Origin of the sequence: Bacillus sp. UNC437CL72CviS29, from assembly GCF_000482345.1 — a bacterium.
Classification (GTDB): Bacteria; Bacillota; Bacilli; order Bacillales; family Bacillaceae_G; genus Bacillus_A; species Bacillus_A arachidis.
Genome location: NZ_AXVB01000003.1, coordinates 364,141 through 384,822, shown reverse-complemented (window position 1 = coordinate 384,822; position 20,682 = coordinate 364,141). Strand labels below are relative to the sequence as shown.

At 36.3% G+C, this 20,682-nt stretch carries 19 protein-coding genes; 3 read left to right on the top strand and 16 right to left on the bottom strand.

Going from position 1 to position 20,682, the window contains the following annotated elements; genetic code table 11:
• Positions 1–21 precede the first annotated feature (21 nt).
• From murD to M014_RS0102130, 9 genes are all read right to left on the bottom strand, one after another.
• Entirely contained in the window at positions 22–1,374 is a 1,353-nt protein-coding gene (gene murD, locus M014_RS0102170) for a UDP-N-acetylmuramoyl-L-alanine--D-glutamate ligase (RefSeq protein ID WP_026590245.1), read from the bottom strand.
• The gene (gene mraY, locus M014_RS0102165) at positions 1,375–2,349 is read right to left on the bottom strand and encodes a phospho-N-acetylmuramoyl-pentapeptide-transferase (protein WP_026590244.1); all 975 of its coding nucleotides are present in this window, start codon (positions 2,347–2,349) and stop codon (positions 1,375–1,377) included.
• Positions 2,350–2,371: 22 nt separating this feature from the next.
• Entirely contained in the window at positions 2,372–3,847 is a 1,476-nt protein-coding gene (locus M014_RS0102160; protein ID WP_026590243.1) for a UDP-N-acetylmuramoyl-L-alanyl-D-glutamate--2,6-diaminopimelate ligase, read from the bottom strand.
• A 285-nt stretch (positions 3,848–4,132) separates the two neighbouring features.
• Positions 4,133–6,049: a stage V sporulation protein D gene (locus M014_RS0102155; protein WP_026590242.1), complete on the bottom strand. Its 1,917-nt coding sequence runs from the start codon at positions 6,047–6,049 to the stop codon at positions 4,133–4,135.
• A 91-nt stretch (positions 6,050–6,140) separates the two neighbouring features.
• Positions 6,141–8,288, bottom strand: coding sequence for a PASTA domain-containing penicillin-binding protein (locus M014_RS0102150; RefSeq protein WP_026590241.1), 2,148 nt, complete (start codon positions 8,286–8,288; stop codon positions 6,141–6,143).
• Between the two features lie 20 nt (positions 8,289–8,308).
• On the bottom strand, positions 8,309–8,677 hold the full coding sequence (gene ftsL, locus M014_RS0102145) for a cell division protein FtsL (protein ID WP_026590240.1): 369 nt from the start codon (positions 8,675–8,677) through the stop codon (positions 8,309–8,311).
• Between the two features lie 15 nt (positions 8,678–8,692).
• Positions 8,693–9,625: a 16S rRNA (cytosine(1402)-N(4))-methyltransferase RsmH gene (gene rsmH / locus M014_RS0102140; protein ID WP_026590239.1), complete on the bottom strand. Its 933-nt coding sequence runs from the start codon at positions 9,623–9,625 to the stop codon at positions 8,693–8,695.
• Between the two features lie 371 nt (positions 9,626–9,996).
• Positions 9,997–11,613 (bottom strand): bacillithiol biosynthesis cysteine-adding enzyme BshC, encoded by a 1,617-nt coding sequence (gene bshC, locus M014_RS0102135; RefSeq protein WP_026590238.1) that lies wholly within the window; start codon positions 11,611–11,613, stop codon positions 9,997–9,999.
• Positions 11,614–11,692: 79 nt separating this feature from the next.
• A complete protein-coding gene (locus M014_RS0102130) occupies positions 11,693–12,580 on the bottom strand; it encodes a 2-dehydropantoate 2-reductase (RefSeq protein WP_026590237.1) in 888 nt (295 codons plus the stop codon).
• A 305-nt stretch (positions 12,581–12,885) separates the two neighbouring features.
• Here M014_RS0102130 and M014_RS0102125 point away from each other — a divergent pair, with 305 nt between their 5' ends.
• Positions 12,886–13,359: an N-acetyltransferase gene (locus M014_RS0102125; protein WP_026590236.1), complete on the top strand. Its 474-nt coding sequence runs from the start codon at positions 12,886–12,888 to the stop codon at positions 13,357–13,359.
• 26 nt (positions 13,360–13,385) lie between these two features.
• Here M014_RS0102125 and M014_RS0102120 read toward each other — a convergent pair whose 3' ends face one another.
• The 3 genes from M014_RS0102120 to M014_RS0102110 form a co-directional block, all read right to left on the bottom strand.
• Positions 13,386–13,907: an RsfA family transcriptional regulator gene (locus M014_RS0102120; protein ID WP_026590235.1), complete on the bottom strand. Its 522-nt coding sequence runs from the start codon at positions 13,905–13,907 to the stop codon at positions 13,386–13,388.
• A gap of 129 nt (positions 13,908–14,036) precedes the next feature.
• Positions 14,037–14,210: a 50S ribosomal protein L32 gene (rpmF, locus tag M014_RS0102115; protein WP_001984764.1), complete on the bottom strand. Its 174-nt coding sequence runs from the start codon at positions 14,208–14,210 to the stop codon at positions 14,037–14,039.
• A gap of 61 nt (positions 14,211–14,271) precedes the next feature.
• Positions 14,272–14,772 carry a YceD family protein gene (locus M014_RS0102110; RefSeq protein WP_026590234.1) on the bottom strand — a complete coding sequence of 167 codons (501 nt, stop codon included), beginning with the start codon at positions 14,770–14,772 and terminating at the stop codon, positions 14,272–14,274.
• A gap of 153 nt (positions 14,773–14,925) precedes the next feature.
• Here M014_RS0102110 and M014_RS0102105 point away from each other — a divergent pair, with 153 nt between their 5' ends.
• A complete protein-coding gene (locus M014_RS0102105) occupies positions 14,926–16,167 on the top strand; it encodes a nucleotidyltransferase (RefSeq protein WP_081810947.1) in 1,242 nt (413 codons plus the stop codon).
• A gap of 26 nt (positions 16,168–16,193) precedes the next feature.
• Here the strand turns inward: M014_RS0102105 and M014_RS0102100 are convergent, their stop codons facing one another.
• Both M014_RS0102100 and M014_RS0102095 read right to left on the bottom strand, forming a co-directional pair.
• Complete coding sequence (locus M014_RS0102100) at positions 16,194–17,219, bottom strand: SepM family pheromone-processing serine protease (protein ID WP_026590232.1); 1,026 nt, start codon at positions 17,217–17,219, stop codon at positions 16,194–16,196.
• Positions 17,212–18,003 carry a patatin-like phospholipase family protein gene (locus M014_RS0102095; protein WP_026590231.1) on the bottom strand — a complete coding sequence of 264 codons (792 nt, stop codon included), beginning with the start codon at positions 18,001–18,003 and terminating at the stop codon, positions 17,212–17,214. The genes M014_RS0102100 and M014_RS0102095 overlap by 8 nt, the downstream gene beginning before the upstream one ends.
• Positions 18,004–18,117: 114 nt before the next feature.
• Between M014_RS0102095 and ylbJ the strand changes: the two genes are divergently transcribed.
• Entirely contained in the window at positions 18,118–19,350 is a 1,233-nt protein-coding gene (gene ylbJ, locus M014_RS0102090; RefSeq protein WP_026590230.1) for a sporulation integral membrane protein YlbJ, read from the top strand.
• On the opposite strand, the gene coaD is transcribed toward ylbJ, so the two are convergent.
• Together coaD and rsmD are read right to left on the bottom strand one after the other, a co-directional pair.
• Entirely contained in the window at positions 19,342–19,833 is a 492-nt protein-coding gene (gene coaD, locus M014_RS0102085) for a pantetheine-phosphate adenylyltransferase (protein WP_026590229.1), read from the bottom strand. The two genes, ylbJ and coaD, sit on opposite strands and share 9 nt — an antisense overlap.
• Entirely contained in the window at positions 19,830–20,396 is a 567-nt protein-coding gene (gene rsmD / locus M014_RS0102080) for a 16S rRNA (guanine(966)-N(2))-methyltransferase RsmD (RefSeq protein ID WP_026590228.1), read from the bottom strand. The genes coaD and rsmD overlap by 4 nt, the downstream gene beginning before the upstream one ends.
• Positions 20,397–20,682: the final 286 nt, after the last annotated feature.

The following is a 20,682-nucleotide window of genomic DNA, read 5'->3' as shown; positions in this document are numbered from 1 at the left end:
CCTACTGATGCTTTGTCTACTTTATATAAGTTTATGCACAGCTTGTATAAAAATGTCTCCTCTTTCTTCAAATGTTTTAAATTGATCCCAGCTTGCACATGCTGGTGAAAGAAGAATAACATCTCCATCTGCAGAATGAGCATAAGCTCTTTCTACTGCCTCTTCTAAATTATCGACAGTTTCAATGATATCTAATCCTGCTTTTTCAGCTGCCTTTACTAATTTTGGTGCAGTTTGTCCATATGTCACAATCGCTTTTACATGTTCAAAATATGGAATTAAATCGTCAAATTCATTCCCACGATCAAGCCCACCTGCTAGCAAAATAACAGGCTGCGTAAATGCTGATAACGCCTTTTCCGTTGCTAACATATTTGTTGCTTTTGAATCATTATAAAACTTACGATTATTAATTGTTGTTACATATTCTAAACGATGTTTTACACCTGTAAAGCGTTTTAATACTAGAACAATTGCCTCATTTGCTACACCTAACAATTTAGCAATACTCATAGCAGCTAAAATGTTTTCTAAATTATGTTTACCTGGTAAAACGATGTCCTTAATTTCCACAACTTTCTCACCTTTAAAATAAAGAGCACCATCTTTAATACACGCACCATCTTCAATTACCTTAGTAGCTGAAAATAATACTTTTTGTCCTTTACTATTTGCTGATAAAGCCATTACATCTGTATCATCAGCATTCATTACACTATAGTCAGTCTCAGTTTGGCTTTTAAAAATATTCGCTTTCGCTAAACCATACTCTGCCTTTGTACCATGGTAATCTAAATGCGCTTCAAATAAATTTAAGAATACTGCAATTTTAGGCTGGAATGTTTCCACTCCCATTAACTGGAATGATGAAAGTTCTGTAACAACTACTTCATTTTCTTTCGCAAATTGTGCCACTTCACATGCTACTGTACCTATGTTTCCAGCAATAACAGGATGTTTTTGTCCTTCTTTCAACATCTCGAATGTTAGCATTGTCGTTGTTGTTTTTCCATTTGATCCAGTAATTCCAACAAACGGCGCCTCTGAAACACGATACGCAAGCTCTATTTCTGTCACAATCGGAATTTGTTTTTCTTTCGCAGCAACTAGTAATGGGTTAGAGTATGGAATCCCTGGATTTTTTACAACAAGTGAAATATTTCTTTCTAACAACTCTAGTGGATGACCGCCGCATACAACGTCCATTCCTTTTGCTTGCAATTCTGCAGCTAATACATTATCAGCAGATGGTTTCCCGTCATTTACAATCACATTTGCACCTAAGCTTTTTAATAAAGTTGCTGCTGCATAACCACTTTTTGCAATACCCAATACAAGAATATTTTTATTTTGATAGTCAATTACAGTTTTCAATTACATCCACACCCCGATATAGATTCCTAATACTGCCAATAAAAATCCTACAGACCAGAATGTTACAACAACACGCCATTCTGACCAGCCGCATAATTCGTAATGATGATGCAGTGGACTCATTTTAAAGACACGTTTTCCTGTTGTTTTAAATGAAATAACTTGAATGATAACAGATAATGTTTCCATTACAAATACGCCGCCAATTACAACAAGTAATAGTTCTTGTTTTAATAAAATAGCTACTGCGGCTATTGCGCCACCTAAAGCGAGCGATCCTGTATCCCCCATAAACACCTTAGCTGGATTTGCATTAAATACTAAAAATCCAAGTACTGCTCCTACGACTGCCATACAGAAAATAGCTACTGCATATTGACCTTGCGCAACTGCAATAATACCAAATGCTCCAAATGCGATTGCAGCTGTTCCTGATAATAATCCATCTAGACCATCTGTTAAATTGACTGCATTAGATCCACCAATAAGCATAAATAGCACAAGGATAAAATATGCCCAGTGTAAATCAAATTTAATTTCAGTTCCTGGGATCATTAAATGCGTATCAAATCCCTGTCCTTTTGCTATTACAAAGAATGCAATTGCAATAACTAACTGACCGATTAATTTTTGTTTTGATGTTAAACCAAGATTTCTTTTTTTAACAACTTTTATATAGTCATCTAAAAAGCCAATCAATCCATAACCAAATGTAACTAATAATAATAATGATACTTCCGTACCTAAATGTTTAAATTTAATTGCCATGATAAGTGTTGTCACCATCATAGACACATAAATCACAATACCACCCATCGTTGGTGTTCCTGATTTCTTTTGATGTGATTTCGGTCCTTCATCACGAATACTCTGCCCAAACTTTAACTTACGTAAAAATGGGATAAACAATGGCGAAAGGGCAACTGAAATTAAGAAAGCTACCCCAGCCGTTACTAATAAACCTTGTTCAAGCACATGTAGTCCTCCTCTCATGTTGTCACTCTTTGTTGTTTAGACGTTCATTGATTGCTTCTTTTGCAATTTCACGATCATCAAAATGATGTACGTCTTTTCCAATAATTTGATACGTTTCATGCCCTTTTCCAGCAATAATAATAATATCTTCTGCTTTCGCTTCTGAAACCGCATGGAAGATTGCTTCTTTTCGATCAATGATTACTTCATAATTATTTCCTTTTGCACCTGTTAACATATCATCTAAAATTGATTTTGGATCTTCACTTCTTGGATTGTCTGAAGTCAAAATTGCATGCGTTGCATATTCTGTAGCAACGCCAGCCATAATTGGCCTTTTCGTCCGATCACGATCACCGCCGCAACCAACAATGCAATAAACGTTTCCTTTCGCAAATTGTTTTGCTGTTGTTAACACATTTTCTAAACTGTCTGGAGTATGCGCATAATCGACAATAACTGTATAATCTTGTCCTCCATCCACAACTTCAAAACGACCTGGAACTCCAGTAAGTTTCTTAACAACCTCAACAATCGTTTGTAAAGATACACCTGAAACAAGAGTAGCCGCTATCGCCGCTAAAACATTGTATACGTTAAACTTTCCAATTAACTTCATCGTAATATCTATACTTTCACTTGGCGTAACAAGGGTAAATGTTGTTCCACCACTCGTCATCACAATATCTTTCGCCATAATATCACTATGTGTATCAATTCCATACGTAATAACCGTAGCTGCTGTACTTCTCATATACTCTTCCGCTACTGGATCATCACTATTTAACACAGCGTACTTTTCACGATTATTATGGTAACTATTGCCTAGTTGAGCGAACAACAAACCTTTTGCATGCTTATATTCTTCCATCGTTTTATGATAATCTAAATGATCTTGTGTTAAATTTGTAAATACGGCCACATCATAATCACAACCGTGTACACGACCAAGGCTTAACGCATGTGAAGAAACTTCCATTACAGCGCTATTTACATTTTTCTCAACCATACGGTGAAACGTTTGCTGAAGTGTCAGTGCATCTGGCGTTGTATTTTTCACCTCGAATGTTTCATCACCGATTTTCATATTAATTGTTCCGATTAGCCCTGTTTTATGACCATGCGCTCGCATAATTTCATCCATAATATGCGATGTTGTTGTCTTTCCATTTGTACCTGTAATTCCAATCAAGTGTAACTTATGCGTTGGCTGTTCGTAAAAATAATCAGCTAAAACCGCTAAAGAACGATAGGTATTTTTCACAAGTACAACTGGAACGTCAACATCAATCGGTCTTTCCGCAACAATAGCAGCCGCACCTTGCGCGGCTGCTTGCTTAGCAAAATCATGGCTATCAACCGTATACCCCTTCATACATACAAATAAGCTTCCATTTGTCACTTTACGCGAATCCGCTTCAATGGATGTAATTTCTGGATTTTCTTTTGGAACAACTGGAAAATCATGCAAACATGATACAAGTGTGTGCAACTTCATTTCACTAAACCCTCTCTACATTGTTTATTTATCTCTTACTTAATAAGCAGTTCTCGCCATCCTTCATTCGCTAAAAATTGAGGAAGGAAGCATTTGCTAAGAGTCCGAGAAATCAGACTCGTTTATCAGTGCAGCATATAATAGCTAAGCTGACAAAGTGTTTACTTTATTACTTATGTCTAAGAGCAATATAATCTGTTTTCATAGAAATAAATTTCTATGAAAACAGATATTTATATTAACTCAACTTCCACCAATTGTATCATAAAACACAATCTCTGACCTTTAATTCCCAAAGTAAATTCGAATTTTCGAACCTTCTTTTACTTTCGCACCAGCTTCTGGTGATTGTTTAATTACTTTGTCTCCCTCACCACTTATATCAAGCTGTAAGTCTACAAGTTGCGTTTGTAAATCTTTCTTCTTCATCCCGATTAAATCCGGAACTTCTATTGTAGGGGTATCGCCCCATTTATATTCCTTCTCAACTTGCTCCTTGCGTGGCTCTACTCCCATAACAGGAAGCACATCACGAAGAATATTCCCCACAATCGGCGCAGCAACTACACCACCAAATTGAGTAACCCCCTTTGGATTATCAACCGCAACATACACAACGATTTGCGGATCATCTGCTGGAGCAAATCCTATAAAAGATACAATATAGTTATTATCTAAGTATTTTCCGTCTTTTACTTTTTGGGCAGTTCCTGTTTTCCCGCCAACACGATAACCATCAATATATGCACCTTTACCAGAACCTTTCGCTACAACATTTTCTAACGCATAACGAACTTTTTCCGATGTTTCCTTGGAAATAACTTTTCTTTTCTCAACCGGTGTTTTCTTTCTGACAACTTGATTATTCGATGGATCAACAAATTCTTTCGCAATATATGGTTGGTATAATGTCCCGCCATTTACAGCTGCTGCTACTGCAGCAACTTGTTGAATTGGTGTGACAGAAACTCCTTGCCCGAAGGAAGTCGTCGCTTGTTCAACCGGTCCAACCTTATCTAAATTAAATAAAATTCCTTTTCCTTCTCCTTGTAAGTCAATCCCTGTCTTCTGTCCAAAACCAAAATCACGAATGTATTGGAACAACTTTTCTTTTCCCAGGCGATCCCCAAGCTCAATAAAACCTGGGTTACAAGAATTTTGAACAACTTCTAAAAACGATTGGCTACCATGCCCGCCAGCTTTCCAACAACGTAGTCTAGCTCCACCAACTTCAGCTGCTCCATCATCATAAAACGTATCTTTCTCCAAGTCTACTAATTTTTCATTCAAAGCAGCTGCCAATGTAATGATTTTAAAAGTTGATCCCGGCTCATATGTACTCCAAACGGGCAAATTCCGATTAAATACTTCTGGTGAAACGCTCTGAAAATCTGCTGGATCAAAACTTGGGCGACTTGACATACCTAAAATCTCACCATTTTTCGGGTTCATCGCAATTGCTATCATACCATCTGGATTATAAGTAGAATCTGCGATATTCATTTCTCTTTCTATAATTGTATTGATTCGAGAATCGATTGTTAATTTTAAATCTAAGCCAGCCTCTGGTTTTTTGAAATCATCTCCAACATTCGGCATTCTTTGTCCTTTTGCATCCGCAAAAAATCGCACATGACCTTTATCACCATTTAATTCTTTATCATAATATGCTTCTAATCCCATTAGCCCTTGGTTATCAATTCCCGCAAATCCTAGTACATGAGATAAATATTTTCCAAACGGATAATACCGAATGGAATCTTCAGCAATATAAACACCTTTTAAACTTAAAGTACGTACTTCCTTTGCTTTATCATGAGAAATTTTCCTTCCACCTTTATCCAATCTCACAATAGACTCTTTTCTTGTAATCCGTTTATAGATTTCCTCTTTTTGCACACCTAAAACTGCAGCTAACTTCTCTGCAGTCTCTGCTGGTTTTTCAATTTGTCTTGGTACAACAAAGACTGTTGGGGCACTTTTATTTGTTGCAAGCTCCACATCATTTCGATCTAAAATTTTCCCTCGTTCAGGTTCAAAAGTAATATTACGACTCCACGAATCTTTCGCACGATCTGTTAACATATTCCCGAGAAAAAACTGTACATATCCAAGACGAATATCAATAATTGTAAAAATGAGTATACCCGATATAAGTATAAAAATGAGTCTTTTTCTAACAGTTACATTTGATACACGCATATTGGAACAAACCTCCTTTACACCTAGCTTGTTCCAATATATGCTTGTACCTGTTCGAATAGAACCTCTCGCATTTCTTGCACCTAAAACATTATGGTTTTTCTGCCTCTTGTTGTGGTTCAAGCGGTGGTACCAGTGTTACAGCTAATTCCGTACCTGCTTGTAACGGCGTTCCTTCCGCCACACTTTGTTCTGTCACATATCCTGTACCAGATGGTTTCAAATTAAGATTTAACGTTTTCGCTAAATTCATTACATCACGAAGTGCCCATCCTTGTACATTCGGCATCAACGGCTTATCTCCTACTAAGAAGACTCGATCGCCCTTCAATGTTTTTTCAGTTGCTTTTGGTACCTGTTGTTTTACTTTTCCTTCACCTAGTATAATCGGTCGGAATTTGGCTTTTTCTAACACTGCCTTTGCCTCTTCCATTGTTTTCCCAGTTACATCTGGAACAACCGTCTGCTGTTCTTTCACATATTTCTTTGCATCTTTTACTTCATTCGGTTTAATTTTCAAATACTCTAAGCTATTTTTCGTTACAGATTTAAACATTTCTGCAAGAGGTTGTGCTCCGTATTCATTATCTTTTAATTTCGGTTGCTTTATTGCAAAGTAAACAATTAACTGTGGGTCGTCCATTGGTGCCATACCAAGGAATGAGAAAATATAATTTTCTCTTCCAGTCATATATCCACCTTTTCCATCCGGAATTTGTGCTGTTCCTGTTTTACCACCAACAGAGTATCCATCGATTTTATACGCATTCCCTGTCCCTTTTGGTGATGTAACAACACGTTCTAATAATTGCCTTACTTGTGCTGCTGTTTCCTTTGTAACTGGTTGTCCTACTTCTTCTGGTTTATGCTGTAAGTCCACTTTATTTGTTATTGGGTCTACAATTCGATCAATTGCATAAGGTTTCATCATTTTTCCATCATTTGCAATTGCAGTCGCAGCTTGTACAAGCTGTATCGGCGTTACAGTAGACCCTTGCCCAAAGGCCGTTGTTACCTGTTGAATTTGCTGATCAAATATAATCGTATTTTCTCCTTCACCAGGTAAATCAATATGCGTTTTTTCATCCAATCCAAATTTGTGAATATATTGACGGAAACGATCTGGACCAAGTTTTTGATCCCCTAAAATAGCAAATGCAACGTTAGAGGAACGCTCAACACCTTCATCGAATGTAATAGATCCCCAACCTGCACCACCGTTATGATCTTTTATTTTACGATTCCCAACTGGATATGTACCTGATTGGTAATATTCTTGACCGTTATATACACCTTCATTAATCGCCGCAGCTAATGTGAAAATTTTCATAGTAGATCCCGGCTCATATGCATTTGCGATTGGATCATTTAAATAGTATTCAATATTACGCTTATTCGGATCATAACTAGGCCGACTAGACATCCCAAGTATTTTTCCAGTTTTCGGATCCGCAACCACTCCAATTAGCATAGAAGGTTCATAATGCTGCTCAGCCGCTTTCATGGCATCCTCTAAAAAGCCTTGAATACGTTGATCAATTGTTAAATACACATTTTCCCCATTTTTCGGCGGCTTTACATTTTGTTTTCCTCCATCAAGGGAAACCCCATTACGATCTCCTGTATATGCTACACTCCCGTTCGAAGCACGCAAGTACTTATCTAAGCTCTTTTCTAATCCGAATTTCCCCTCTGCAATTCCTTTATCATCAGGTTTTGCAAAACCTAACACATAAGATGCAAAATCTCCATTTGGATACACTCTAGCTTTTTCTGTAACAAATGAAATACCTTGTATATTAAGACTTTCTATTTGTTCTTTCTTCTCTTTCGTCAAGTTCTTTCCTAGCGTTCCGAACTCCACCTGACTCTTATCTTTGTTTAAAGCGGCTAAAATTTCTTCTTCACCTGACCCAAGTACACCTGCAATTTTTTTTGCAGCATCCTCTTTATCTTTTACAGGTTTTTCACCTTTCAGCTGCGCAACAATCTTGTATGAGTTCGCATCTTGCGCTAACACATGTCCATTTTGATCATAAATCGTTCCACGATTCGCTTCAAGTACACCATTTTTATTATGCTTTTCTTGTGCAAGTTTCTTTAAATCCTGACCATGTACTGTTCCTGTTGCTTGAATATAAAAGAATCGGGCTAACAACACCAAAAAGAGCAGGAGGAAAAATATCATAAAGTAACCTGCTCCTTTATTGGTATGAATTTTGTTCATATTTGTCTTCATTTTTCTTCACACCTACTATATTAATGTAAACCTTTCACATTATTCGCATTAATTTCTAGCCCGTGTTTTTTTGCAATCTCTGCGATACGCTCATAGCGACTTAATTTTTCTACTTCAGCTTGTAATTCTTGATTTTCTTTTTGTTTTTTCACAATTGTACTCTCTATTTTTGCTGCTTCCGCATCAACTTGGTACAGTCCCGCTTTATTTCCAATAAAAGCAACGCAAGCATATAATAAAAAGCCAACAAAAGCCACATATAGTAATTTCTCAATTCTTGTAATTTTTGTTTTCACCTTTGGTTGTACTTTTTGCTGCGGAGCTTGAGATTGTACTTGTACTTGTTCTTGTACTTGTTGTTGTTTATACTTTACAGCTAAATTTGTCATACCTCTCTCTCCTTTTTATCGTTTTTCAGCGATCCTTAACTTCGCAGAACGCGCTCGATTATTCTCTTCTAACTCTTCATCAGAAGGTAAGATTGGTTTTCTTGTGACAAGCTTTAGTTTTGGCTTAAACTCATCAGGAATAATTGGTAAGCCTGGCGGAAGCTGTGGCGTTGTACTATTTCGTTTAAATGTTGTTTTACAAATACGATCTTCTAATGAGTGGAACGTAATAACACTTATTCTTCCACCCGGCTTGACCATTTCAATTGCAGATTCCAACGCTTCCTCAAATACTTTCAATTCATCATTTACAGCAATACGAATCGCTTGAAATACTCGTTTTGCAGGGTGTCCCCCCGTTCTACGAGCTGGAGCAGGAATTCCTTCTTTAATTAACTCCACTAACTCTGCTGTCGTTTCAATCGCCTTATTCTCGCGATACGCTTCAATTTTCCTTGCAATCTGCTTTGAAAATTTTTCTTCACCATATTGGAAAAAGATTCTTACGAGTTGTTCATATGACCAGTTGTTCACAACATCATATGCTGTTAATGAGGCATCTTGATCCATCCTCATATCTAAGGGTGCATCATGATGATAACTAAAGCCACGTTCTGGTGTATCTAATTGTGGGGATGAAACACCTAAATCAAATAAAATTCCATCTACTTCTGTTATTCCTAGTTCATGAAGTTTTTCTGACAAATAGCGAAAATTACTCTTCACTGTTATAAATTGATTACCATAAGAAGAAAATTTTTCTTTCGCATTTTGAATCGCAACTTCATCTTGGTCAAATGCAATTAATTTTCCCCCTTCCGTTAGTTGGGATAATAAATAGGAACTATGTCCTCCACCACCTAGCGTACAATCTACATATGTACCACCTGGCTTTATATCCAAACCATCTACTGTTTCTTTTAAAAGAACTGTTACGTGTTTAAACATTGTTGCACCTACTTTTTGCAAAATAATTACGTTGAATGTATCACTTGTTCCCTTTTAATACCATACACAATATGTTGGGAAATTAACGCTATGAAAACATGTCACATCCAACTTGGCGTTAGTGGAAATCTAATGTCCACTAATCGCAGTTTCACTTTATTATATACTAAATTTTATCATCTTTTGCGGGAAATTAAATAAAAACATGTCGAAAAACACAATAATGCGTTTACATTTTGTTCTATTTTGTCATATACATGCGTTTTGTTCTCCATATCACACTCTTGTTCATATAGTTTGATAATTCAGTTTTTCGCTTTACATTTAATTCCACAAATCAAAAATAAAATCCTGCTCCTAAGAGCAAGATTTTATAGTTTTATAATATGATGTTTCCCGTCCCAAGAGTACGATTGTTTCGTTACCCGTTCAACAAAATCTAATCCAAACTGATTTAAATAATAACATATATTCCATACACGCTCCTGCGGTGCACCTAACGGACGGAGAGCGTATTGTACACGCCTGAATTTATTCAGCTCTACTTCATTTTTTTTCTCAACATTCCGCTTTAACATTCTTTCTAACAATTCAATTTGCTCTTTAATTTTTCGCTCATTTTTCTCAGCAAATTTCTGCATTCCTGGGTCTATTTTTGTTACAAACTGTTGTAAAGAAGTATGAATATCGATCATTTTCTCTGTCGCTTCTATAAATCGTTCACCAATCGGCTCTTCTATTTGATTAGAAAGCCACTCTTCACGTAACATATCTATACTCTTCACAAACAGATCACTCTCTTGTAATTGCAAATCGTGTAAATCTGTTGAAATATCACGTTCCACATAACTAATTGTGAGCCTTGGAATAACCGGAGGTACCTGAAATCCGAACACATGAAATACTCGTTGCAATTCACTCCAGTAAGCAATTTCACCAGGCCCTCCAATAAATGCTAATGTCGGAAATATATATTCTTGCATAAGTGGTCTCGTTACAACATTATTACTAAATCGTTCCGGACTTCTTTCCATTTCCGCTATCAATTCTTCATACGAAAATGAATAAGCACCATCTTTCCCAACAAATTGCCCATTCTCTTCTTCTAACAACACACGCTCTTCATCAATTTGCATAAATATGTGTACCGCATTTGATTTTGTTTCAATAATCGGTTTATATCCTTGTTCTCTTATTAATTGCTGTTGTTTATGAAGACTCATTTGCACTTCTTGATATCGACTTAATATTTGTTTAAAAAAAGAGACTTCCAATTTTCTTAACGCTGGATGATGTGAATCAACAAGAATCAAGCCTGAATCTACAAATAATTTCATAATAAGATGCGCAAAGAAATCCACATAAGTACGCGAATTCTGCAAGGCATCTTCAACAAACTGTAATACGTCCTTTGTAAAATTCGTTTCTGGATATGTTTTAAAAATTTCTTCAATCCACTTTCTACAATCTTCTTTTGAAAGCTCAGACTCAGATGCACTCGCTTTTTTTAGAAGACGATCATGAAAAATCGTCTTTTTTATTTTTTTATTTTTCGTTACAAACACATGATTAATTTCATCGATATCATGATCTTCACCAGCAATCCAAAAAACAGGAACGACACGTACTCCTAAACTCGCCTCTTTTTCTTTTGCAAGCTGTAAAATCGAAATAATTTTATGCACTGTATAAAGAGGGCCTGTTAATAGTCCCGCTTGCTGTCCTCCAACAACAACATATGTATTTTCATCCGCTAGCGCCTTTATATTCTGAAGAGTATGCTCTCCAGCATGTAAATTAGTATTATACTCTAATAAATGTGCCACTAAATCTTGACGGAAAAATTTCTTATTACGCAAATCATGCAGACGTTGCCCGAATCCTTCTTCTGTCAACGGATAATCAAAGTATGCCTGCGCTTCTTTCTTACCCTTCATATAGTCCGCCACAACACCTTGTAGTGGAACAGAGATCTCTTTTATCTCCATATAATTCTTCCTTTCCTATCCTGTTCTCTCACCAATCCAAATTGTAGTCAATGTTTCATGTAAAAGCAAAGAATATCTCTTATACTTCTAATCCCTTTATGGAATTGTATACAAATTGCAGTACTGGAACTTGTTTTTGCTGTTTCCGTGCTTCCTCCATCACATAACCAATAATAGCGTCAATTTCCGTTTCCTGGCCCGCTCTTATATCAGCTAACATAGATGATGTATTACTGGCTGTGGTTTCACATACACGACAAACCAATAGCCACAAATCTTCTTTTCTTTCCTCCCCTACAAGAAACACGACCTCCTGAAATATTTGCTCCATGACTCTATAAAAATAAGGGTTCGACAGCAACACTCCGTTTTGTATACCAAATAAAGCTGTTAGCGGATTAATGCATACATTTATTACAAGTTTATAATACATCGTCTGTTTCCAATCTTCTTCGACTTGCACCGAAAAATATTTTGGAGAAAAACAATCTAATAGTGAATCAAATTGAGACAACTCTCCATTTACCACCCCAAATTTTGTAACCCCTACTCCTGTATGATTCACTGTATATTTATTTTCTTTTTTTGCTCCATGCTCTACAATTCCCACCGCTATATTTTCACATTTTATTTCTTGCAAGATATGCAAATGAGACATCCCATTTTGCAAAAAGATAATCCGTCTTTGTTCTTTTATAAAAGGAAGAATATTCACTAGATGATATTGTTTTACAGCAACGAACAGATAGTCCATTTGTTCATCTACAATATTCTCTAAGGGCATAGCATTTATAAATACCGTTTCCATTTCTCCCTTACGAATACACTTTATTCCCTCCTGAACTAACTTTTCAGCTTGTTCTACCGTTCTTGTAAATAATGTAACATCCTGTTTGTTCTTTTTTAAATAAAATGCAAAAAGCAGACCAATCGCTCCCGGACCAACAATCCCAATTTTCATCTCTATCCTTCAGAAGCTCCTAACCGGTACCAAAATAAATTATATCCTACCATCAACTAGAAGCCTTCTGATTCCCCCCTCTCTATACTTGTCCTAACATTGATTATATCTTAATTTATATTTCAACAATCGAAAGTACATTTTATAAATATGTATAAATCCCCTTCCTATGACTAGTGTAGCAAACACTTCAAAAAAATACCGAAAGAAATATTCTATTTTCTTCATAAAAATGAAAAAATGAGTTATAATATTATTGAAAATATTTATACTTTTCTTTATTTTACAAACTGAGAAGAGGATGTGATGTAATGACATTCCCAAAAGTTGAGCGCTTGCTCATCAATTATAAAACGTTAGACGAATTTAAAAAATTTAAGGGCTGTGGTGCCCAAGAACTCTCCATGTTTGAAGAATTACAAGCAAATATTATTGAAAATGATAGCGAATCTCCCTTTTACGGCATTTATTACGGCGGATCCCTTATCGCACGTATGAGTTTGTACATGAGGAGACACGGTGAGTCCAACCCTGAGATTGCTGGACCTTACGTAGAACTTTCAAAACTTGAGGTGTTACCAAACTTTCAAAAACAAGGTTTTGGTCAAATGCTTGTTAACTATGCAAAACAACTACAATTTCCAATCAAAACAACTGCCCGTATACACTCTGCTGCGTTTTGGGATAAACAAAATTTCGAGCAAGTATCAACGGCTGATGGCGAATTTTATATTTGGCATCCAGAAACTAATTTGAATGCGGTTACAAACGAAGAATCCGCATAAATAAAAACAGCTGTTATCAGCTGTTTTTATTTTTTCAACTTTTCTAATGTTTCATGCTCATGAATCGTATCTCTTTCTTTTGTCTCTAACACCATCACACTTCTTTTTCGATCAATATAATCAAGCAAAGTACGATACTCTTCTTCATATACAGATAAACGCTGAAGAAGCCATTCCTTTTCCTTTTGTAGCAATTCAATTTTTTGATGTAATTCTTTTACCTCTTTTTCATCTTTATATTTTTGTAAAAAGGTAATAACATCATCTAACGTAATCGATACAGGAGAAAGCTCCACAACTTTCGGTTGCCTTACTTCATAACTTTCTGCCTTACGAATTTGTTTGGCCTCTTCAATACGTTCCTTATATTGCTTTCTAACGTAAGAATTCCATCTAAATCCACATGCTGCAGGTGTACGAGATAAATGCCTTCCTACCTCTTTAAATGCGGAAAGTTGCGTTCCACCTTCACGAATATGCCGGAGTACCACTTCTGCCAGAAGTAAATCTTCATCATCAGTCCATGCATCTTGTCTTGTTGTCGCCATTCCTCTAGTCCTCCTTATGCATTTTTTATTAAGCATATGCAGTTACTAGAAAAGATAGAATACCAACATGTAAAGTTAAGACAAAAAAAAATAAACGTAGAAGATATTCTTCTACGTTTATTTCTGCAATTACTTGCTGATTACTTCTTTACCTTTGTAAGTACCGCATGCTTTACATACACGGTGAGCTAATTTCGCTTCACCACAGCTTGGGCACTCTACCATACCAGGTACTGATAATTTGAAATGCGTACGACGCTTTCTTTTTACTGTTTTAGAAGTTCTTCTAAAAGGTACAGCCATTCTTCCCACCTCCTTAAAAGAAATAGTTATTTTCATATGAAGGCCTGAACCAGTCTTCCGATTATTTGTCAAAAAACTTCGCAAGTCCTGCCAATCTTGGATCAACAGGCTTTTCTTTGCTTTCTTCCGAAATCACTTGCCAGTCTTGACCTTGCGTCGGTGCTCCACCGGAAACATCATCACTGAAAATTTGCATTGGAATCTCCAAAAGTATATTTTCCTTGATTATAGGGAGTAAGTCAAGTACTTCTCCTTCTAAGTAATGGATTTCCGCTTCCGTTTCATACTCTTCTGCTGAAGTTTGGAACACCTCAGTTGTTTTAATGTCAAATGGTAATGTTACATCTACTAAAGAGCGAGAACATGGTAACACCATGCTTCCAGTTATATGTAGATGAAACGTAAACTTACTAGAGCCAAAATCAACTCTACCTGTTACATGAACAGGACTAATTTTACGAATTTCTTTCTCGACTTCTTTTAGCTCACTTACATCTACCATCTCATCCAATGTCAATCCTTTATGTCTCAATTTGTTTAATTGATGGATGGACCATTTCATATCATATCACCTCAAGGCAACAAACAAAATTATAGCTAGCCATTTTATATTTGTCAATGTTTTTTCTTTACACTATAATGAAGTCATTATAGGAAATAATATATAGATTATCATGTTTTCAGAAAAGATGCTACATCGAAAGGAGAGATTATCATAAAGGCTAGTGGTATTATTGTGGAATATAACCCCTTTCATAACGGTCATGCTTATCATGTGCAACAAACCAAAAAGTTAACACAGTGCGACATTACAATCGCTGTCATGAGTGGACCATTTTTACAGCGCGGTGAACCAGCTCTCGTATCAAAATGGCAGCGAACCAAAATGGCTCTAGCTGGGGGCGTAGATCTTGTTGTTGAACTCCCTTATGCATTCGCAACACAAAAGGCCGAAACATTTGCTAGCGGAGCTATTTCTATTTTAGATGCGCTTGGCGTTTCTGAAATTTGTTTTGGCAGTGAGGATGGAAAAGTTCAAAATTTCTATAACACCATTTCGTTACGCCAAAAAGAAAATGATACTTTCAATCAACTTGTACAGCAATTTATGGATAATGGAAACAGCTATGCAAAAGCAACTTCTCAAGCCTTCTTACATATCTTATCGGACAGTAATACTGTTGATATGTCACAGCCAAATAATATATTAGGCTTACATTACATTGAAGCAATTCTTTCCCAGAAAAGTTCAATTCATGCACATACCATTGAAAGATTCGCATCTCATTATCATGACGAAACCTTTCAAGATAACCATATTGCAAGTGCCACCAGCATTCGCAAACAATTATTTAGTGAAAATGATTCATTCACAACCATTTATCCCTTTGTACCAAATTTTACTGCATCTTTTTTAGAAAGCTATAACCAAACCTATCACATGCTACATTGTTGGGAGAAGTATTTCCCATTTTTTAAATACAAACTTTTGACAATGTCTTCCAAGGAGCTACAACATATATATGAGATAGAGGAAGGATTGGAGCATCGTATTTTATCAAAAATACATAATAGCTCTTCATTTCTTACTTTCATGGAAGCGTTAAAAACAAAACGTTATACATGGACTAGATTACAACGAGCGTGTACACATATTTTAACGAATACAACAAAAGAAGAAATGGAGAAGGCGCATACAGAGCAATATTCACCATATATACGTTTACTTGGTATGTCACAAAAAGGACAAACTTATGTTTCGAAACATAAAAAAAATCTAGGACTCCCTCTTCTTACTCACACAAAGACATTCAAGCATCCTGTTCTAGATATAGAGCGAAAAGCAAACGCTGTTTATTTTTCAGTGCTACAAGAACCGCTACGTACAAAATGTATACAAAAAGATGTAACGCAACATCCTATTCGGTATGATGAAACAATAAATACCTTTTTATAAAAAAGTAAACCTCTCTTGCGAGAGGCTTACTTTTTTTCTGACATTTTTTCTAAGTATGTTAATGCATCATCCAATGTATCTACTGGTACAATTTTCATCTTCGTCTTAATATCTTTTGCTGCTTCAAGCGCTTCTTTATAATTCGATTTCGATACCCCTTTTTCATTTGGAGCAAAGAATATTTCTGCACCCGCATCACTAGCTGCTACAACCTTTTGCTGAATACCACCTATAGGACCGATTTCTCCCTTCTCATTAATTGTTCCTGTCCCAGCAATTTCATGGCCTTTTGTCATGTCTTTTTCAACTAATTGATTATAAATTTCTAATGTAAACATTAATCCCGCCGAGGGCCCACCAATTTCGTGCGAGTCGATTTTCACTTTTGGATCTACTACTAATTCTCTTTCAGTGACAATAGAAACTCCGATTCCCACACGCCCCTTACCATCAGGAATTTGTTTTAATGTTAACTTTTCCTCAAAACGTTTTCCATCTCGAACATATTCAATATGTACTACTTCCCCTTCTTTTTTCCCTGCCATGTGCGCAGTAAATTGGTCTATCGTTTCAAAAGGCTGACCGTCAGCAGCGACAATTACATCTCCCAGTTTTAATTTTCCTTCAGCGGACATATTCTTTGCAATCCCAGCAACTAATACTCCTTTATTTTGAAAAGAAACTGGACGATTCGCACGTTTATATGCATTATAAATCGCTGCATTTTGTGAATCTTTCATTGCATACGCTTGGCGGAATTGGTATTCCTCATCACTCTCACCTTTTTGCAAAATTTCCTCTGCTTTAGAAATGTGATTATATTTATTAAATTGGGCAGCTATTAAGTTTACAACATTCGCTGGCCCCATTGAAACTGTCACAAGCATAAAATCACCTGATTCTTTCTTTCCACCATCAACTTGTACATATGGTTCTAATTTCGCAGCCATACCTGGCTTTGTTACATAATACGGAAGGCGTACGTAGACAAGTAACATCGCCAATATAACTCCAATTAAAATTGCATATATAAACCGAAAACGCTTAAACATTATTTTTCTCCTTCCACTGCTCAATTAATAAGTAAATTTTCTGAATATGCTTCTCCGCCTCTTCTTCTCCAACTCGAATAATGTCTTCAATATTGGTAAAAGCACGAGAACTAAATTGTTCTACTGCCGGACGCATCATTAAATCCGAAGCAATTTGCCGATTGACAACAAGTTCATGCTGCATAATTTCAATGCTCTGCATGATAACATCATAAATGGATGTAATTTCTCCGTTCACCTTAATAGGCGATACATCTACAGCAATCACAATATCCGCACCTAGCTCTTTTACGACAGATACAGGAATACGATCAATTACCCCACCGTCCACTAATAAACGACCATCTATTTTCTCAGGTACAAACACTCCTGGCACAGAAATACTTGCTCTGACCGCATCAGCAATAGGACCGCTTGTAAATACAACTTTTTCCCCCTTTAAAATGTCAGTGGCCACAACTGCAGTTGGGATATCTAACTCTTCTAATTTTTTATTATATGTAAACATTTTAATCATATCTTTTACACGCTTTCCAGAAATAAAGCCCATTTTGGGTACAGTAAAATCCAAATAGTATTTTCGTTTAAATAATGTAGCCATTCGATAGAGCCTCTCTACGTTGCAACTCGCTGCATAAAATGTACCAATCAATGCCCCCATACTACTTCCGGCAATCATATGGATAGGGATATTCGCCTCTCGTAACACTTTAATCACACCGACATGCGCGAAACCTTTCGCACCTCCAGATCCAAGAGCTAAACCTATTTTCGGTTCCTTCATTTCTCTCACCCTTAAAATTTTTTTGTCCTCTTTTTCATACTTATGGTCTAAACTCACCATGTATCCACGTATACTGAAGTGAACGTTTTTGGGACAAAGGGGGGCTACGTTAAAATGTATGAAAAATGGAAAACAGCTTTTCTCACCATAACGATGATATTTCTAACATTTTCTCTCGTACTTCACCCCCAAGCCGCTTTGCAAGCTTCTATTCGCGGATTAAATATATGGTGGGAAGTTGTCTTTCCTTCGCTATTACCTTTTTTTATCGTTGCGGAGCTTTTAATTAGTATAGGTGTTGTAAAGTTTATCGGTGTTATATTAGAACCGCTTATGCGCCCACTCTTCCGTGTACCTGGTATTGGAGGCTTTGTTTGGGCAATGGGGATGGCTTCTGGCTTTCCTGCGGGCGCCAAATTAAGTGCCAGACTAAGGCAAAGTAACCAGCTAACTCAAATAGAAGCAGAACGGCTCGTATCATTTACCAACTCTTCTAATCCACTATTTATTTTTGGAGCTGTTTCTATTGGCTTTTTTAACAATCCAAAATTAGGTTTTATATTAGCTACTGCACATTACGTTAGCAACTTTACTGTCGGTTTACTTATGCGTTTTTACGGCAACAACAATACTTACATAAAGGAAAAACAATCCATTCAAAAACGTCCCTTACAGCACGCTTTTTCAATCCTCCATGAGACACGTTTGCAAGAGAACAGACCAATTGGAAAACTACTTGGTGATGCTATTATTTCCTCTATTCAAACTTTACTCATGATTGGCGGATTTATTATTTTATTCTCCGTTTTAAATAAAATGATTACCGTCTTCCACATCACAACAGCACTAGCTCTTATTATGCAACATATTTTAACATTCTGCCAACTATCGCCACACTTTAGCATCCCCATCTTGTCAGGGCTTTTCGAAATGACACTGGGTAGCCAAATGATTAGCCAAACCAATCATACTACAATTCTTGAACAAGCAATGGTCACAAGCTTTATCCTCGCATTTAGCGGCCTTTCTATCCAAGCTCAAGTGGCAAGCATTTTAGCCGAAACTGATATTCGCTTTAAGCCTTATTTCTTTGCAAGAATTATCCAAAGTATTCTCGCCCCAATATACACCTTTATATTTTGGGTACCACTTTACGAAAAATTACATTCTTTTTCACCAAATCAACAAGATATTCCGGTTTTCTTATCAAATCAGTCTTCTATTCTTACAAAGGCTTGGGATATATTGCTTCACTACGGCCCTACTTTTACACTATTTTGTTTATATCTATATGTTATTTTATTATTCTTACGCATAATAAATAAAGAAAAACCCCGTTCATCTTAACGGGGTTTGAAACTTTTCTTTTAAAGCGCGCTCTACAACAGAAGGAACAAGACCAGCTACATTCCCACCATAACGAGCCACTTCCTTCACAATGCTCGAACTTAAAAATGAATATTGATTATTTGTCATAATAAAAAATGTTTCAATGTTTTCATCTAACTTACGATTCATTGATGTAATTTGCATTTCATATTCAAAATCAGAAACCGCACGTAAACCACGTAAAATCGCGTTTGCATTACGCATTTTTGCATACTCAACTAACAGTCCGCTATGCGAATCAACTTTTACGTTTGGAATATCTTTTGTTGCTTCTCGAATTAGCTCTAGACGCTCTTCTACTGAAAAAAACGGTTTCTTAGAAGAATTATTTAAAACAACAACATATACTTCATCAAACACCTTTGCGCCCCTTTTAATAATATCCAAATGTCCAAGAGTTATTGGATCAAAACTTCCTGAAGAAATTGCTATACTTGTCATTCGGTCTCCTCACCTTCATACTTATAAATCGAAATCGCCGTAATACCATAATTTTCTGCTCTTACCTTTACAAGTCTACCTATCGTCTCAGGTAAGACTATATCATCCCCATGTTCTGCCATAATCAATCCATCTTCGTTCAATACTCCATGTTGGTCTATAACACTAATTAACGAAATGATTTTTTGATCTTTGTATGGTGGATCTAACAGTATGAGATCAAATGATAATTCACGCTTAATTAGCGCCTTCAAAGCGCGCTCTGCATCATTTCTATACACTTCAGCTTGATCATGTACTCTGCAGCTTTCTAAATTTTGATGAATTACCTTCACCGCTTTATTATCTCGATCAACAAAAATAGCTTTGTCAATCCCTCTGCTAAGTGCTTCAATCCCAAGTCCTCCACTACCTCCAAATAAATCGAGAGCAACTCCTCCCTCGAAATAAGGACCAATCATATTAAAAATGGCTTCTTTTACTTTATCTGTTGTTGGTCGCGTTGTATTACCTGGTACAGCCTTAAGTGGATGCCCTTTACATTTTCCTGAAACTACTCTCATTCGCTGTCACTACCTTTATTTCAATCTATCGAGCGATTATTACAAATACATATCCGCTTTGGTAATCGCTATCAAATCCCAATATTTCCTGGTTATTTTCCCATTAAAGGATAACCTAATCCGCTACCTATTAAAAGAAAAAACACTTTATTTCTTTTAATAGCCATCATTGTATGATCACTTTCCAGTATCCAATATGTATATTCATCTCGCTATATGCGAGTAAAATCTCTTCTACTGATACAAGTTTCCCTTTATCTTTTTTATCCTATCATAAAATAAAAAA